Origin of the sequence: Fuscibacter oryzae (genome assembly GCF_016765795.1) — a bacterium.
Lineage (GTDB): Bacteria > Pseudomonadota > Alphaproteobacteria > Rhodobacterales > Rhodobacteraceae > Fuscibacter > Fuscibacter oryzae.
The window spans coordinates 28904-45855 of the sequence record NZ_JAESVP010000010.1 but is presented as its reverse complement, the minus strand read 5'-3'; the positions used below and the strand labels follow the sequence as shown (position 1 = coordinate 45855).

At 62.3% G+C, this 16952-nt stretch carries 13 protein-coding genes and 1 riboswitch; of the genes, 10 read left to right on the top strand and 3 right to left on the bottom strand.

Annotation, left to right across the window (positions count from 1 at the left end; all coding sequences use genetic code 11):
* Positions 1-186: 186 nt before the first annotated feature.
* Positions 187-1182 (bottom strand): asparaginase, encoded by a 996-nt coding sequence (locus tag JI744_RS16490; RefSeq protein ID WP_202662273.1) that lies wholly within the window; start codon positions 1180-1182, stop codon positions 187-189.
* Between the two features lie 169 nt (positions 1183-1351).
* Between JI744_RS16490 and JI744_RS16485 the strand changes: the two genes are divergently transcribed.
* Both JI744_RS16485 and rlmN read left to right on the top strand, forming a co-directional pair.
* Entirely contained in the window at positions 1352-1891 is a 540-nt protein-coding gene (locus tag JI744_RS16485) for an invasion associated locus B family protein (RefSeq protein WP_202662272.1), read from the top strand.
* A 126-nt stretch (positions 1892-2017) separates the two neighbouring features.
* Positions 2018-3214 (top strand): 23S rRNA (adenine(2503)-C(2))-methyltransferase RlmN, encoded by a 1197-nt coding sequence (rlmN, locus tag JI744_RS16480; protein WP_202662271.1) that lies wholly within the window; start codon positions 2018-2020, stop codon positions 3212-3214.
* Positions 3215-3268: 54 nt separating this feature from the next.
* On the opposite strand, the gene JI744_RS16475 is transcribed toward rlmN, so the two are convergent.
* Positions 3269-4558 carry a cation:proton antiporter domain-containing protein gene (locus JI744_RS16475; RefSeq protein WP_202662270.1) on the bottom strand — a complete coding sequence of 430 codons (1290 nt, stop codon included), beginning with the start codon at positions 4556-4558 and terminating at the stop codon, positions 3269-3271.
* A gap of 168 nt (positions 4559-4726) precedes the next feature.
* On the opposite strand from JI744_RS16475, the gene JI744_RS16470 reads away from it, so the two are divergent.
* Both JI744_RS16470 and JI744_RS16465 read left to right on the top strand, forming a co-directional pair.
* The gene (locus JI744_RS16470) at positions 4727-5935 is read left to right on the top strand and encodes a winged helix-turn-helix domain-containing protein (protein ID WP_202662269.1); all 1209 of its coding nucleotides are present in this window, start codon (positions 4727-4729) and stop codon (positions 5933-5935) included.
* 47 nt (positions 5936-5982) lie between these two features.
* Entirely contained in the window at positions 5983-6480 is a 498-nt protein-coding gene (locus JI744_RS16465) for a DUF4405 domain-containing protein (protein WP_202662268.1), read from the top strand.
* On the opposite strand, the gene JI744_RS16460 is transcribed toward JI744_RS16465, so the two are convergent.
* Entirely contained in the window at positions 6481-8274 is a 1794-nt protein-coding gene (locus JI744_RS16460) for an ABC transporter ATP-binding protein (RefSeq protein WP_328757481.1), read from the bottom strand. It abuts the gene before it with no gap.
* A 316-nt stretch (positions 8275-8590) separates the two neighbouring features.
* On the opposite strand from JI744_RS16460, the gene rimP reads away from it, so the two are divergent.
* The 6 genes from rimP (at position 8591) to JI744_RS16430 (ending at position 16903) form a co-directional block, all read left to right on the top strand.
* Positions 8591-9199 carry a ribosome maturation factor RimP gene (gene rimP, locus JI744_RS16455; RefSeq protein ID WP_202662267.1) on the top strand — a complete coding sequence of 203 codons (609 nt, stop codon included), beginning with the start codon at positions 8591-8593 and terminating at the stop codon, positions 9197-9199.
* Positions 9200-9220: 21 nt separating this feature from the next.
* Positions 9221-10846, top strand: a complete 1626-nt coding sequence (gene nusA, locus JI744_RS16450; RefSeq protein WP_202662266.1) for a transcription termination factor NusA — start codon at positions 9221-9223, stop codon at positions 10844-10846.
* Positions 10847-10868: 22 nt separating this feature from the next.
* Positions 10869-11507, top strand: a complete 639-nt coding sequence (locus JI744_RS16445; RefSeq protein WP_328757477.1) for an RNA-binding protein — start codon at positions 10869-10871, stop codon at positions 11505-11507.
* Positions 11508-11512: 5 nt separating this feature from the next.
* Positions 11513-14122, top strand: coding sequence for a translation initiation factor IF-2 (infB, locus tag JI744_RS16440; protein WP_202662264.1), 2610 nt, complete (start codon positions 11513-11515; stop codon positions 14120-14122).
* Positions 14123-14259: 137 nt separating this feature from the next.
* A riboswitch (cobalamin riboswitch) is annotated at positions 14260-14455 on the top strand.
* A 119-nt stretch (positions 14456-14574) separates the two neighbouring features.
* On the top strand, positions 14575-15813 hold the full coding sequence (locus JI744_RS16435) for an aromatic ring-hydroxylating oxygenase subunit alpha (RefSeq protein ID WP_202662263.1): 1239 nt from the start codon (positions 14575-14577) through the stop codon (positions 15811-15813).
* 4 nt (positions 15814-15817) lie between these two features.
* Positions 15818-16903, top strand: a complete 1086-nt coding sequence (locus JI744_RS16430; RefSeq protein WP_202662262.1) for a hybrid-cluster NAD(P)-dependent oxidoreductase — start codon at positions 15818-15820, stop codon at positions 16901-16903.
* Positions 16904-16952: the final 49 nt, after the last annotated feature.

The window sequence follows — 16952 nt, the reverse complement described above, 5'->3', positions numbered from 1 at the left end:
AAATACTGACACCGAATGGCCCAGAAATCATCCGGGCCTGACCTTGGCGCAACCCAGACAGCGACATATTCCGGCGTCAAAAAAGCTGTGTAACCAGTAAGAAGCGCGGCGTTCTTGCCCCTGATCGCTGCGTGACGTGCTGGTGAGGGCCGCCCTCGACCGCAAGGTCGGGGGCTTTCCCTTTTTCTAAAGAAATCCGGCCGACAGCCGCAATTCGCCGGTGTGCAATCCGCGCCAGTTGCGCTGTTCGGCGGGCAGGCGCTTTTGCGCTGCCGGATGGGCCGCGTCCAGCACACCGATCCGCGCCAAAATGGCCGTGATCGCCGCCTCAGAGGCACGGGAATTGCCGTCTTCGATCTTCAGCGCGATGCCCAGCTTTTTCTCGGGGATGATCGCCACGAACACGGCCTCTGCGCCGGTCTTGATCGCCACCTTGCCGCCCATTGCCCGCATCAGCTCGGTGCAGGCGCGGCCCTCACCAGCGACCAGTTCGGGATATGTTGCCATGGCGCGGGTCAGCCGGTGCATTGCCTTTTGCCGCGTGTTCCCGTCCTCGCTGGCCGAGGCGAAAGCCGACATCGACCGCGCCAGCCCGGTGACCGAACAGGCAAAGTTCGGGGCCGAACAGCCGTCAATGCCCCAACCGGCGCTGGTCTCGTTTGTGACTTCCTCGAAACTGGCCTTGATCGCCTTTTGCAAGGGGTGGTCCAGCTCCACATATTCCGGGCCAACGCCAAGATGCTTGACCACGGTCAGAAAGCCCGAATGCTTGCCAGAGCAATTGTTGTGCAACTGGCAAGGCTTGTCGTGGTGGCTGATCAGGCGGTCACGCTCGGCATGATCCAGCGGCTCATGCGCGCCGCAGCGCAGGTTGGCTTCGCCCAAGCCCAGATCTTTCAGCCATTTGCCAGCCATCTCCACATGAATGGCAGCGCCCTGATGGCTGGCGCAAGACAGCGCCAGATGCGCCTCGGTCAACCCATGGGCATCGGCGGCCCCGGTTTCCAGCAAGGGCAGCGCCTGCAACATCTTGCAGGAGGATCGCGGAAAGATCACTCGCCCGGGGTCGCCCCAGGCTTCGACAATCTGCCCCGCCTCATCGCAGATCACTGCATGGCCCAGATGGGTGCTTTCCAGCAGCCCCCCGCGCCACAATTCCACCATCGGAATGGCCTTGCCCATGCCTTTTCCCCCTCACAGATGCGCGAATTCATGCCCAAGGGGCTTTCGCCGATTGGCCTTTTCCGGTTATGTCTGGAATATCGAGCGAAGAAAACCCGCTGCATCAATCGGCCAGGCAAGACCGGGCCCTGCGGGACCGAGGCATGAACAGCTTGGAGGCTGTGAGACAATGATGAACCGGATGGTCAGCGCGGCCTGCACCGCCGCCGTGGTGATGACCGCAGGCATCGCCCAGGCGCAGGAATCGAACAACCAGGTCGCGGTGAAAACCGACTGGAGTGTGTTCACCGAGGAAAACCCCAAGGAATGCTGGGCGGTTTCGGTGCCGAAAGAAACGGTGAACATCAAGGACGGCAAGCCCGCAACCGTGCGGCGTGGCGATATCCAGATGTTTGTCACCTTCCGCCCCGGCGCCCAACCCGAAGTGTCTTTTACCGGCGGCTATCCCTTCGCCCCGGAATCGACCGTCAAGATGGAGATTGACGGCAACACGTTTGATCTGGTCCCCGGCACCACCTCGCCCGAGAATGAATGGGCCTGGCCGCAAGCGGATGGGTCGCAGAACGATGCCGCCATCCTTGCCGCCATGCAAAAAGGCAATTCCGCCGTGATGTCGGCGCGGTCGGGCAAGGGCACCCAGACCAAGGATACCTTCAGCTTGCGCGGTTTTACTGCCGCGATGGACGAAGCCGCCAAACGCTGCAAATAAGCCGCGTATTCCGCGACACGGCGCCCCCGGTTTTCCGGGGCGCTTTCGTTTTTGCCGCGAATCGCCTAAAAGCCGCCAATCCGCACCCAGATCGCCTGTCGCAAGGCCAAACCCAAGGATCTGACCATGACTGACTCCGCCTCGAACGCGGCATTCGCCCCCATTACCCAAGATGTTCACACCATCCCGCGCAAACTGCCCGAGGGTGGCAAGCTGAACCTTGTCGGCCTGACGCGCGATCAGTTGCGCGCCGCTCTGATCGAGGCCGGAACGCCGGAACGGCAGGCCAAGATGCGGCTGGGGCAAATCTGGCAATGGGTCTATCACTGGGGCGTGCGCGATTTTGCGGCGATGACCAATCTGGCCAAGGATTACCGCGCCCTGCTGGCCGATCATTTCACCATTGAAATCCCGCAGGTGGTCAGCCGTCAGGTCTCTGCCGATGGCACCCGCAAATACCTTGTTCGCATCGCTGGCGGGCATGAGGTTGAGGTGGTCTATATCCCTGAAGAAACCCGCGGTACCCTTTGCGTGTCGTCGCAGGTGGGTTGCACGCTGACCTGTTCCTTCTGCCACACCGGGACGCAGAAACTGGTGCGCAACCTGACGGCCGGTGAGATTGTGGGGCAGGTCATGTTGGCGCGCGACGATTTGAACGAATGGCCGCAGCCGGGCGACCCCAAGGATGAAACGCGGCTTGTGTCAAACGTCGTGCTGATGGGTATGGGCGAGCCGCTCTATAACTTTGACAACGTCCGCGATGCGATGCGCGTGGTGATGGACGGCGAAGGCATCGCCCTCGGTCGCCGCCGGATCACCCTGTCGACCAGCGGTGTGGTGCCCGAGATTGCCCGTGCGGCCACCGAAATCGGTTGCCAGCTTGCCGTCAGCTTTCACGCGACGACTGACGAGGTGCGCGACAAACTGGTGCCGATCAACAAGCGCTGGAACATCAAGGCCCTGCTGGATGAGCTGCGCGATTACCCCAAGCTGTCGAACAGCGAGCGGATCACCTTTGAATATGTCATGCTGAAAGGTGTGAACGACAGCGACGCCGACGCCCGCCGTCTGGTGAAACTGATCGCGGGCATTCCGGCCAAGATCAACCTGATCCCGTTCAACGAATGGCCGGGCTCCCCCTATGAGCGCAGCGATTGGGAACGGATCGAGGCGTTTGCCGACATCATCTACAAGGCCGGTTACGCCAGCCCGATCCGCACCCCGCGCGGCGAAGACATCATGGCCGCCTGCGGCCAGTTGAAGTCGGCCACCGAACGGTCGCGCAAAACCCGGGCCGAGATTGCCGCCGAGGCGGGGTTGTAAGCCTAGGCCCCCCAGCAGCGGGGAAGGAGGGGGTAAAGGGCGCTCAACAGCCGCTCACGCCGCCTTGGGCGTATCCTCTGCCGTATCTCCCTCGTCTGCATCCCCCACGGGTTTCGGGGTTGGCTTTTCGGGAAACACCAGCTTGTCCAGCCACTTGAACATCAAGGGGTTGACCAGAATAGACACCAGCGCCCCGGCCACCACCAGATCGCGCGCCATCACAGGCACGATCCACAGTTTGACCCCCATCACGATCAGGATGAAGGAAAACTCACCAATCTGGGCCAGGCTGGCACCAATGGTCAGCGCGGTTTCGCGGTCGCGGCCAAAGGCGCGCACGATGGCATAGGCGGCAACTGCCTTGACCACCACGATGATCAGCACCGTGACCAGCAGCGAGAAGGGCTGCGTCCATATGATCGACGGGTTGAACAGCATCCCCACCGAGACGAAGAACAGCACCGCGAAGGCATCGCGCAGCGGCAGCGTTTCTTTCATCGCCTGTGTGGACAGGGTGGAGGTAGACATGACCATCCCGGCAAAGAACGCGCCCAAGGCAAAGCTGACGCCGAAAAAGGTGGAACTGGCCCAGGCGATCCCCAGCGCAATGGCCAGAACCGACAGGCGGAACAGTTCGCGCACCCCGGTATGGGCGACGTAATGCAGAATGGCCGGAATCGCCTTGGTGCCGATGATAAGCATGATGGCGACAAAGCTGGCCACCTTGACCGCCGTCAGCATCAGCGTGGCCGCCACCGGGCCAAAGCCCAGCCGCGCCACGGCCTGCGCGCCCTCTTCCACCGGGGCCGAGATACCGCCCAAGAGGCCGGCCAGCGGCGGGATCATCACCAATGCGATGACCATGACGAGATCTTCCACGATCAGCCAGCCCACCGCGATATGGCCGCGTTCCTCTTTGACAATGCCGCGCTCTTGCAAGGCGCGCAGCAGCACGACGGTAGAGGCGACCGACAGGGACAGGCCAAAGATCAGTCCGGCACCAATGCCCCAGCCCAAGACCCAGCCCAAGGCAGCACCCGCCGCAGTCGCCACGGCGATCTGGCCGATTGCGCCGGGAATGGCGATCATCTTGACGGCAAGCAGCTCTTTCAGCGAAAAGTGCATGCCGACGCCGAACATCAGCAAGATCACCCCCAGTTCGGCCAGCTCGCTGGCAATCTCCTGATCTGCGACGAAGCCCGGTGTGAACGGCCCCAACACAACCCCCGCCATCAGATACCCCGCCAGAAGCGGCAGCTTCAGCCGATGGGCAAAGACGCCAAAGATGAAGGCCAGCGACAGGCCAACAACCAATGTGGTGATCAGGGGAGTCTCATGGGGCAAAAGCGGCACCTCTTTCTGCAATAACTTACGGGATCATGCCCAAACTAAGCCCCCGGCCCCCATGTTCAAGAGAGGGTTTCGCCCTTTGGGGTCACGATTTCGGCGTGAATGTTTCAGCATGTTACCACAGGCCTTGATCGGGGTCGCCGACATGCTACCGATGGTCGCATGAATGCCATTCCCCTTTTGCCCAACGCCCTTGCCCGTCGCTTGTTCTTGCATCGCCACGGGCTTGGTGATGCGCCAGTCGGTCCTGCCAGGGGGGCCGCGTTGTGCGAGGTGATCGACCGCATCGGTTTTGTGCAAGTGGACAGCATCAACACGGTCGAACGGGCGCATCACATGATCCTGTGGTCGCGCCGTCCCACCTACCGGCCCCCGGCGCTGAAACGGCTGGCCGAGAAGGACCGCGCGCTGTTCGAGCATTGGACGCATGACGCCTCGATCCTGCCGGTCGCCGTTTTCCCGCATTGGAAGCATCGTTTTGCCCGTGCCAATGACCGGCTGCGCACCAACTGGCACCGCTGGTTTTCCGATGGCTACGAGGGGCAGCTTGATACCATCCTGAACCGTGTTGCCGCCGAAGGCCCCGTATCCTCGACTGAGGTGGGCGAGGGTGAGGAGCGGCGCGGCGGCTGGTGGGAATGGCACCCGTCGAAAACCGCGCTGGAATGGCTGTGGCGCACCGGCCAACTGTCGGTTACCCGGCGCGAGGGGTTTCGCAAATATTACGACCTGACCGAGCGGGTCATCCCCGATGCTCACCGCTTGCCAGACATCCCCACCGGTGACCACATCGACTGGGCCTGCTCTGCCGCGCTGGATCGCCTTGGCTTTGCCACCACCGGAGAGTTGCAGGCCTATTGGAATGCGATCACGCCGGATGAGGCGCGGGCCTGGGCCAAGGGCGCGCTGGCCGCCGGTCGCCTGATCGAAGTTGACATCGAAGGCTTCGACGGCAAACCCCGTCGCAGCCTTGCCCGCCCCGATCTGCTGGCCCATGCCGCCACCCTGCCGCCCGCGCCCAATCGCCTGCGCATCCTGTCACCCTTTGACCCCGCGTTGCGCGACCGGGCGCGTGCGGAGCGCCTGTTCGGCTTTTTCTACCGGATCGAGGTTTTCGTGCCCGAGCCCAAACGCCAATACGGTTATTACGTCTTTCCGGTGATGGAGGGCGAGCGCCTGATCGGCCGGATCGACGCCAAGGCCTTTCGCGACCAAGGCGCACTGCGCGTCCGCGCCTATTGGCCAGAGGCGCGCCAGACCATGCCCAAGGCGCGGCTGGCAAGGCTGGAGGCCGAACTGGTCCGCCTCGCCGATTTTGCGGGTTGTGAGAGGGTGGAATTCACCGAAGGCTGGCTGCGCGACGGAAGCTGACCGGCCCGGCGTTTCACCCGCAGGAAACGCCCAAGCCCGGAACCCTCATGTCGCGCCTGTTTCATACCTATGCCACGCCCCTGATCACGGGGCTTTTCCTCGTCTCCCTCATCTCTGGGATCGCGCTGTTTTTCCACATCGGCCCCGGCGGCTTTCACGCTATGCACGAATGGCTTTCCATGGTGCTGATCGTGCCCTTCATGCTGCACATCTGGAAGAACTGGCGCCCGATGACCGCCTATCTGCGCCGCGCGCCCATGGGTTATGCGCTGGTTCTGTCATTGGGGGCGGCGCTGTCGTTTCTTTACCCGACCGGGTCGCCCGGTGGGGCAGGGGGCCCACCGCAATTCGCCTTTGCCGAAAAGGCGCTTGCCGCCACCCCCGCCGAACTAGCGCCCGCGCTGCATGTCACGACACAGGCGCTGACCGATGCCCTTGCCGCACAGGGCATTCCGGCACAGCCCGACACGTCGCTTGCCAAACTGGCCACCGATGCGGGCAAGACAAACGCGCAGGTTCTGGCCGTGCTGAACGCGCTGCCGTGATTATTCGGTCAGGGCGCTGGACTCAAAAAGCGCCCTGAACCGCCCGCCCATGGCCAGCAATTCTTCCAGATTGCCCTCTTCCACCACCCTGCCCTCTTCCAGATAACAAATCCGGTCGGCGTGGATCACGGTAGACAGCCGATGCGCCACCATGATTGTGGTCCGCCCTTGGGTCAAAGCGCGCAACCCGTCGCGCACGCCACGTTCCGACAGGTTGTCCAAGGCACTCGTCGCCTCGTCCAATATCAGGATCGAGGCGTTTTTCAGCACCGCCCGCGCAATCGCGATGCGCTGGCGCTGCCCGCCCGACAGGAACGCGCCATTCTCGCCGATCGGCGTGTCATAGCCCTGATCCAGCGCGGCGATGAAATCATGCGCCTGCGCCACCCGTGCGGCCTCTTCCACCTCGGCATCCGTGGCCTCTCGCCGCCCCAGCCGAATGTTTTCGCGCACCGAGTTGGAAAACAGGAACGTCTCTTGCCCGACATAAGACACCGCCGCCCGCAGCGAGGCCGTTGTGGCGGCCCGCAGGTCCATGCCGTTGATCGTTACCGCCCCGCTGGTCGGGTCTTGCAGACGCAAGATCATGTTGAGCAGGGTTGATTTACCGCCACCCGACGGGCCGACAAAGGCGATGGTCTGCCCCGCCTTGCAGGTCAGGTTCACATGGTCCAGCGCGCGCTTGCCGCCCTGATATTCGAAGACCACATCGTCAAACCGCACCTCATGCGGCGGCGGGGGCAGGGGCCGGGCATCTGGTGCCTCGGTCAGCACCTCTTGCCGGTCCATGATGTCGAACACCAGTTGCACGCTCACCAGCGCCGCCTCTACCTGCACGCGGGTTTGCGACAGCCGCCGCGCCGGGTCATAGGCCATCAACAGCGCGGTCACGAAGGACATAAGCTGCCCCGGAGAGGTCGTGGTGCCGCCCGCCAGACTGGTGGTGGAAATCAGCAGAATCCCGGCAATGCACAGGCCCGCCAGCACATCCAGCATCGGCACGGTGATGGATTGCAGCCGCACCATCGCGTTCTGCCGCCGCTCCACCTCGCGCACGGCGGTGGTCATCCGGTCGGCCATCAGCCCTTCCAGATGGAAGGTCTTGATAATGCGAACCCCCGCCGCCGTTTCCTGCAAGATCTTGTAGATCTCGGAAACCGAGGTCAGTTCCTTGCCCGCCACGTTGCGCACACGGGCCAGAATGACCCGCAGCCCCAGCGCCGCAATCGGGCCGACAATCAGGAACAGCACCGACAAAAGCGCATGCTGCCAGAACATCACGGCCAGCAGGCCGACAAAGGTCAAAAGATCGCGCACCAGCCCCAGAACCACCGCGTCGATCAACGCCCGTGACGCCGCCGCCCCTTGGGTCACCCGCATCAGAATGTCCGAAGAATCGGTGGCGCTGAAAAAGGCCGCGTCCTGCCGCAGCAGTTTCCCGAATACGCGGGTTTGTATTTGCGCAACAATCCGGTTGCCCGCCTTGGCCAGCATGACCTGTTGCAGATAGGTCATCGCGCCGCGCACAAGGAAGGTCAGCGCAACCGCCCCCGCGACCAGCATGATCTTTTGCCGGTTGCCGGGTGACGAAATCGCATCGAAAAACGCCTGCATGATCCAGGCCGAGGCAGCGGTAGCGGCCGCAACCCCCACCATGGCCAAAATAGCCAACGCATAGGTAAGCCGTTGTCCTGGCACGTTTTCCAGAAAGACCCGCGCCACAGCACCCTGCGACCAGCCCCGGCCCAAAAGCCGCGCCAGAAGGCCCGAAAAAGTTCGACCGATAACAGACACGGCGTGGTTTTATCCTCAGATGATCCCGCAGCCCTAGCGCAGACGCAGCCAAAGGGCAAATACGGGCTTGACTGGGTGGCAGGCGGGTGACGGGCCGTGGCAGATCAGGGAAAGCCGGGCAAAAAATTGCATGCGATTGATATGAAGTGATAAATCAGGATTTTGATGCGTAAGACCGCGCCAGCCTACAGGAAGTTCTTGCATCTTTCCGCCCTCCGGCCTATATGGCCTCCAACAGCGCGTCCGGCCTCCACCCCCGGATGAACCGAACCACACCGACGGGCCGCTGGTCCGTCTTTTTGTTTTTGGAACCTACATGAGCGATCTTATCGCCAAAACCGCCATTGACCGCCGCTTGGCCGACCTTCTCGGCCCGGTGATCGAAGGCTTGGGCTTTGAACTGGTCCGCATCCGCCTGATGGGCGGCGGCGGCAAGGCCCGTATTTTGCAGATCATGGCCGACCGCCCCGATGGCGGCATTGGCGTGGATGAGCTGGGCGACATTTCCACCGCTGTTTCTGCCGTGATGGATGTGGAAGACCCGATCGAGGAAAACTACACGCTGGAACTGTCTTCGCCCGGCATCGACCGCCCCCTGACCCGCCTGAAGGACTTCGAAATCTGGAAAGGCTGGGAGGCCCGGATCGAGACCACCGAACTGATCGACGGCCGTCGCCGCTTTAAGGGCGGGCTGATGGGGGTCGAGGGCGACGAGGTTCTGATCGAGATCGAAGAGGGCGGGCAAGACCTGACCATCGGCCTGAAATTCGACTGGCTGTCGGATGCCAAGCTGATCCTGACCGATGAGTTGATCGCCGAGATGCTGCGCCAGAAAAAGGTTGCCGAACCTGCTGATGGCGAGTTTGACGAAATCGAAGACACCGACGGGGACGACGAAGAAGCCCCCGAACCGACAAAACACTGATTTAAAGCCGGGAGAGACCCAATGGCGATTACTTCTGCCAACCAGCTTGAACTTCTCCAGACCGCCGAGGCGGTTGCCCGCGAGAAGATGATTGACGCCGAACTGGTCATCCAGGCGATGGAAGACAGTCTCGCCCGGGCCGCCAAGTCGCGTTACGGCGCGGAAATGGATATCCGTGTCAAGATTGACCGCAAGACCGGCCGCGCCACCTTTTCCCGCGTCCGCACCGTGGTTGAGGATGAGGCGCTGGAAAACCACCACGCGCAACTGACCGCCAAGCAGGCCAAGTCTTACCTTGCCGATCCGCAGATCGGTGATGAGATCGTGGACGAGGTTCCGCCTGTCGATCTGGGCCGCATCGCCGCGCAATCGGCCAAGCAGGTCATCCTGCAAAAGGTCCGCGAAGCCGAGCGGGACCGTCAGTTCGACGAATTCAAGGACCGCAAGGGCACGATCATCAACGGTCAGGTCAAGCGCGAGGAATACGGCAATATCATCGTTGATATCGGCCGTGGTGAAGCGATTCTGCGCCGCAACGAAAAGATCGGCCGCGAAGCCTATCGCCCCGGCGACCGCATCCGCTGCTATATCAAGGATGTGCGCCGCGAACCGCGGGGCCCGCAGGTTTTCCTGTCGCGCACCGATCCGCAGTTCATGGCCGAGCTGTTCAAGATGGAAGTGCCGGAAATCTATGACGGCATCATCGAGATCAAGGCCTGCGCCCGCGATCCGGGGTCGCGCGCCAAGATTGCCGTGATTTCCTATGACAACTCCATCGATCCCGTCGGCGCCTGCGTCGGTATGCGCGGCAGCCGGGTGCAGGCTGTTGTGAACGAGCTTCAGGGCGAAAAGATCGACATCATTCCGTGGAATGGCGATCAGGCGACGTTCCTTGTGAACGCGCTGCAACCTGCCGAAGTTTCCAAGGTCGTGTTCGACGAAGAGGCTGGCAAGATTGAAGTCGTCGTGCCGGATGAGCAGCTTTCGCTGGCCATCGGTCGTCGCGGCCAGAACGTACGTCTGGCCAGCCAGTTGACCGGCATGGACATCGACATCATGACCGAGACCGAAGAATCGGCCCGTCGTCAGGCCGAGTTCGCCGAGCGGACCAAGCTGTTCATGGACACGCTGGACGTGGACGAGATGATGGCGCAGCTTCTGGTCTCGGAAGGGTTCACCAACCTTGAAGAAGTGGCCTATGTCGATCTGGACGAACTGCTGTCGATTGACGGGTTCGACGAAGGCACCGCCGCCGAATTGCAGGCCCGTGCCCGCGACTATCTGGAAGAGCAGGCCAAGAAGGCTCTGGCAGCCGCCCGCGCCGCTGGTGTTGACGAGGCGCTGATTGCATTTGACGGTCTCACTCCCCAGATGCTGGAGGCGTTGAGCAAGGAAGGCATCAAGACGCTGGAAGATTTCGCGACCTGCGCCGACTGGGAACTGGCCGGTGGCTGGACCACCGAGAACGGCCAGCGCAAGAAGGACGAAGGCATTCTGGAAAAATTCGAGATGAGCCTCGAAGAAGCCCAGCATCTGGTGATGACCGCACGGGTAATGCTGGGTTGGGTCGATCCGACGCTGGCGGAGGTGGCAACTGAAGAGGATGCCACCGAAGAGGGCGCCGAAGACGAGGAGGCCGAGGCCTGATCGCAGGCCTCGGGGGACAACCGTGACACGCGGTGGCCGGGAAGATACGCGCGAAGAGCCGGAACGTAAGTGCATCGTTTCGGGGGAAAGCCAGCCGAAGGCGGGTCTGATCCGGTTTTGCGTCGGGCCTGACGGCATGATCGTGCCCGATGTGCTGGGTCGTCTGCCCGGGCGCGGTATCTATGTTGCGGCGGATCGGGCGGCGATTGCAAAGGCGGCGGCAAAGGGGCTGTTTTCCCGCGCCGCGCGTCAGCCGGTCAAGTCGCCCGAAGGGTTGGTCGATCTGGTCGAGGCGCTGCTGGCGCGTCGGGTGGTCGATCTGATCTCGATGGCGCGCAAAGCGAGCGGTGCCGTTACGGGATTTGAGAAGGTCAAGGACTGGCTGGTCAAGGGCAAGGCGCGAATCCTTGTTCAGGCCAGCGACGGGTCGGAACGCGGCAAGGACAAGCTGTACCCGCCTGATGGGGATGAAAGCCGTTTTATCGGCTGTCTGACCTCGGGGGAATTGGGTTTGGCTTTCGGTCGCGAACGTGCGATACACGCCGCGCTTGCGGCTGGTGGACTCACGACCCGTGTTGTAGAGGAAGCGGCAAGGCTGGCTGGGGTGCGCGTGCAAACCGGGCAGCAGGATGGCGGTGAGACCGCCTTGAAGGATACGTAGGACGCATGAGCGATACTGACGGCAAGAAACCCCTCGGTCTGGGTGGGGCCCCGCGTTCGGGGCAGGTGAAGCAAAGCTTCTCCCATGGCCGGACCCATGCGGTGGTGGTCGAAACCAAACGCAAGCGGGTGGTTGTTCCAACGCCGGGGCAAAAGCCTGCCGGTGGCTCCGGTGGCAATGCCACCAATCTGGGGGATCCGTCCAAGCGGCCCGCAGGCATTACCGATGCCGAAATGGAACGGCGCCTGACGGCGTTGCGCCAGGCCAAGGCACGCGAACAGGAAGAAAGCGCCAAGCGCGCCGAAGATGAGCGCCTGCGCGAAGAAGACCGCCAGCGTCGCCGCGAGGAATTCGAGGCCAAGGAACGCGAAGAGCGTGCCCGCGAGGCGGCCCTCCGGGCCAAGGCCGAAGAGGAAGAGCGTGCCCGTCAGGAAGCGGCGGCTGAAGCTGTCGCCAAGGCGGCACAGCGCAAGGCCGACATTCTGGGCACTCAGCGCCGCCAGCCGGCCAAGCCCGAACCAGAGCCTGCCGCTGCTGCGGTTGCTCCGGCCACCAAAGACCGCTCGACCGGCGTCAGCCGTCCGCGTCCAGGTGCCGATGGCGCAGCCCCGGCCCCCGGTGGCGAGGCAGATCGCAGCGCCAAGCCCGGCTTGTCGCCGCGCAAGACCGACCGCGAGCGCGAAGACCGCGACCGTGGCGCGAAGAACAAGGGTGACGAAGGTCGCCGCTCGGGTAAGCTGACCCTGTCGGATGCCGTCTCGGATGAAGGTGGGCGTCAGCGTAGCCTTGCCGCGATGAAGCGCAAGCAAGAAAAGGCCCGTCAAAAGGCCATGGGCTTCAACAAGCCCGAAAAGCAGGCCCGCGACGTGCAGTTGCCGGAAACCATCGTTGTCAGCGAACTGGCCAACCGGATGGCGGAACGCGCCGCCGATGTGGTCAAGGCCCTGATGAAAATGGGCATGATGGTTACGATGAACCAGGCCATCGACGCCGACACGGCGGAGCTTGTGATCGAGGAATTCGGCCACAGAGCTGTCCGCGTGACCGATGCCGACGTGGAACAGGCGATCGATACCGTTGCCGACAAGAGCGAAGATCTGGTCACCCGCCCGCCGATCGTGACGATCATGGGCCACGTTGACCACGGTAAGACCAGCCTGCTGGATGCGATTCGCAAGGCCAATGTGGTGTCTGGCGAAGCCGGTGGCATAACCCAGCACATCGGTGCCTATCAGGTGAAAACGCCGAAGGGCAGCCTTGTCACGTTCCTGGATACGCCCGGCCACGCCGCGTTCACCTCGATGCGGGCCCGTGGCGCGCATGTGACGGATATTGTGGTGCTGGTGGTTGCGGCCGATGACGCCGTGATGCCCCAGACGATTGAGGCGATCAACCACGCCAAGGCGGCCAAGGTGCCGCTGATCGTGGCGATCAACAAGGTCGATAAACCCGATGCGAACCCGCAAAAGGTGCGCACGGACCTGTTGCAGCACGAAATCGTCGTCGAGGCGATGTCGGGCGATGTGCAGGATGTCGAGGTTTCGGCCAAGACTGGCAAGGGTCTGGACAATCTGCTGGAAGCCATCGCGCTTCAGGCGGAAATTCTGGAGCTGACGGCCAACCCGAAGCGCGCGGCAGCCGCCGCCGTGATCGAGGCCAAGCTAGACGTGGGCCGTGGCCCGGTCGCCACCGTTCTGGTGCAAAGCGGAACCCTGAAAAAGGGCGACATCTTTGTGGTCGGCGAACAGTGGGGCAAGGTGCGCGCCCTGATCAACGACAAGGGCGAAACCGTCACCGAAGCCGGTCCCTCGGTTCCGGTCGAGGTTCTGGGCCTGAACGGCACGCCGCAAGCCGGTGATGTGCTGAACGTGGTCGATACCGAAGCGCAGGCGCGCGAGATTGCCGACTATCGTGAGAAGGCGGCAAAGGACAAGCGCGCGGCGGCGGGGGCTGCGACCACGCTGGAACAGCTTATGGCCAAGGCCAAGGCCGACCAGTCGGTTTCGGAACTGCCGGTTATCGTGAAGGGCGACGTTCAGGGTTCGACCGAAGCGATCATTCAGGCGCTGGAAAAGGTTGGCAACGAAGAGGTGCGCGTCCGCGTGCTGCACTACGGTGTCGGCGCAATCACCGATTCGGATGTGGGTCTGGCAGAAGCCAGCGGCGCGCCGATCATCGGGTTCAACGTGCGGGCCAATGCCACGGCGCGCAACTCTGCCCAGCAAAAGGGCGTGGAACTGCGCTATTACTCGATCATCTACGACCTGATCGACGACATCAAGAAAGCCGCCTCTGGCCTGCTGAAAAACGAAGTGCGCGAGCATTTCATCGGCTATGCCAAGATCCTCGAGGTGTTCCGCATCACGGGCGTCGGCAACGTCGCAGGCTGCCTTGTCACCGAAGGGGTGGCGCGGCGTTCGGCGGGGGTGCGTCTCTTGCGCGACAACGTGGTTATCCACGAAGGCACGCTCAAGACGCTCAAACGCTTCAAGGACGAGGTCAAGGAAGTGCAGTCCGGTCAAGAATGCGGCATGGCGTTTGAACGCTATGAAGATGTCCGGGCCAACGATGTCATCGAAATCTTCGAACGCGAAGAGGTCAAGCGGACGTTGTGATGCCTTTTTAGGCATGAATATCTTTGGGCGCGGCACCGAAAGGGCCGCGCCCATTTGCTTTTTTGCGGTGTTTCTGGCACGCTGTCGCTTGCCGCGCCACAATGTCGGAATCCGACCATATAGTCTGTTTGCGGCATGTATCTTTGGCCGATCAGGGTGCCGCTGGCAACAGCGGAGAATTGGGAAGCCGGTCGGATACCGGCGCTGCCCCCGCAACGGTAGGAAGGACGACACAGCAATCGCCACTGGGGGGAGGAGCCCTTGGGAAGGCGCTGTGTCAGGCCGACGGGCCAACCTTCAAGCCCGGAAACCAGCCTTGAGACACGTCAAACCGCGGGCGGCGGTGGGGACGGACGGCGGCATTCCTCCTTGGGGCCGCAGGGTCCGTTCCTGTGCAAAGCCTGCAACAGCCAGCCAAGTTCTGCACGGGTCGTGCTGAGAAAAGGACCAAGATGCTTTCGCCCGCTGAAACCCTGATGCAAATTCTGTCCCGCAGGCCCGACCATGCCCTGTCGCATGACCTGTATTGCGATCCGGGGGTCTACAAGACCGATCTGGAGCAGATCTGGTACAAGGAATGGCTGTTCGCGCTGCCGGCCTGCGAAATTGCAAAGACGGGCAACTTTGTCACCTTCAACGTCGGGGCCTATCCGGTCGTGGTGATTCGCGGCGCCGATGGGGCGATCCGCGCCTTTCACAACGTCTGCCGCCACCGTGGCCAGCGGTTGTGTTCCAAGGTCGTCGGCTCGACGCCGAAGCTGGTCTGCCCCTATCACCAGTGGACCTATGAACTGGATGGCACGCTGCTGTTCGCCCGCGACATGGGCCCTGATTTCAAGCCCGCCGACCATGGGCTGAAACCTGTCGCCTGCCGCGAGGCCGGTGGCATGGTGTTCGTGTGTGTCGCCGCCAACCCGCCATCCTTTGACGAGATCGCCGGGCATATGAACCGCTATCTGGCGCCCTCGGGCCTTGCCGATGCCAAGGTGGCCTATTCCTCGACCATCGTGGAAAATGGCAACTGGAAGCTGGTGCTGGAAAACAACCGCGAATGCTATCACTGCGGCGGCAGCCACCCGTCGCTGTGCCGGACCTATTCCGACAATCCGCGCATGACGGCGATGGACGGCCCCGATTCGGCCAGCGATGAAATCATGGCGCATTGGTCGCGGTGCGAGGCCGCGGGCCTGCCGTCGCGCTTTATCATGCACGACGATTCCCAGTGGCGTCTGGCGCGCATTCCGCTGCTGAACAATGCGGAAAGCTATACGATGTCGACCAAGCACGCGGTCGAAAGGAAGATGGGCGCGATGCCATTCTATGACGCGGGCAGCCTGCTGTTCTTCCACTATCCCAACACCTGGAACCACTTCCTTGGCGATCATGCCATCGTGTTCCGTGTGCTGCCGATCAGCCCGACCGAAACCGAGGTGACGACCAAATGGCTGGTTCACAAGGATGCTGTCGAGGGCGTCGACTACAACATCGAAGACCTCACGCGGGTCTGGATCAACACCAATGACGAGGATCGTCAGGTGGTCGAGGAAAACCAGAAGGGCATCCTATCGCCCTCCTATGAACCCGGCCCCTATTCGCGCATTCAAGAGGAAGGCGTGATCCAGTTCATCGACTGGTATTGCAAAACCATGACCAACCGTCTGGCCCCGCGCCCGGCGCTTGCGGCGGAGTGATCGGATGAGCCTGCCAAAGTTTCAGTCTTTCGGCGAAGCGGCCTGGAAGGATTCCGAGCCGCTGGAATGCGCCATGGTGGTGCCGGAAACCTCTGATTCCGCCACATTCACCTTCCGCGCGCCTTCGGGCGCGTGGTTTGACTACAAGCCTGGCCAGTTCATTACGCTGGAGCTACCCTTACCGGGCGGGACGATTCCCCGGACCTATACGATCTCATCCAGCCCGTCGCGGCCCCTGTCGCTGTCGCTGACCGTCAAGGCGCAGCGGGATTCGATCGGCACGCGCTGGATGCTGGAGCATCTGAAACCGGGGGTGCGTATCAAGGCATTTGGCCCGGCGGGGGTGTTCAGCTTTGCCCACCACCCGGCCAAGAAGTATCTGTTCATCTCTGCCGGAACCGGCATCACGCCGGTGATGTCGATGACCACCTGGCTGTGGGATACCGGGCAACAGCCCGATATCTGTTTTGTTCATGCTGCGCGGCGCCCGTCGGAGATTTTGTTCCGCGAACGGCTGGAGCATATGGCCAACCGTACGCCGGGTATCCAACTGCATTTCGTGGTTGAAGGATTGGATGAATTCCGCGCCTGGCCCGGTTATCGCGGGCGGCTGAACCAGATCATGGTTGGCCTGATGGCCCCGGATTATCTGGAGCGCGAAGTGTTCTGCTGCGGGCCGGAACCCTTCATGCAGGCGGTGCGCGACATGCTGAATGCGCTCGGCTTTGACATGAGCCGCTATCATCAGGAAAGTTTCCAGGCGGCGGCAGAGACCGAAGAGGAGGCGCAGGCCCAGAAGGCGGGCGATGTGGTGCCTGATCAGACCGCCACGGCCGAGGTAACCTTTGCTGTTTCGGGCAAGACAGCGGCCTGCACCCAGACCGATACGGTTCTTGCTGTTGCGCGCGCCAATGGCCTGAACATTCCGTCGGGCTGTACCTTTGGCCTGTGCGGCACCTGCAAGGTGAAGAAAACTGCAGGTGAGGTGCATATGGTCCACAACGGGGGCATCAGCGACGATGATGTGGCGCAGGGCTATATTCTGGCCTGCTGCTCCAAGCCGATGGGCGCGGTCACGGTCGAGGCCTGATCCGGGGTCTATAAAAAAACAAAGCCACGCCATCACTGGCGTGGCCCGA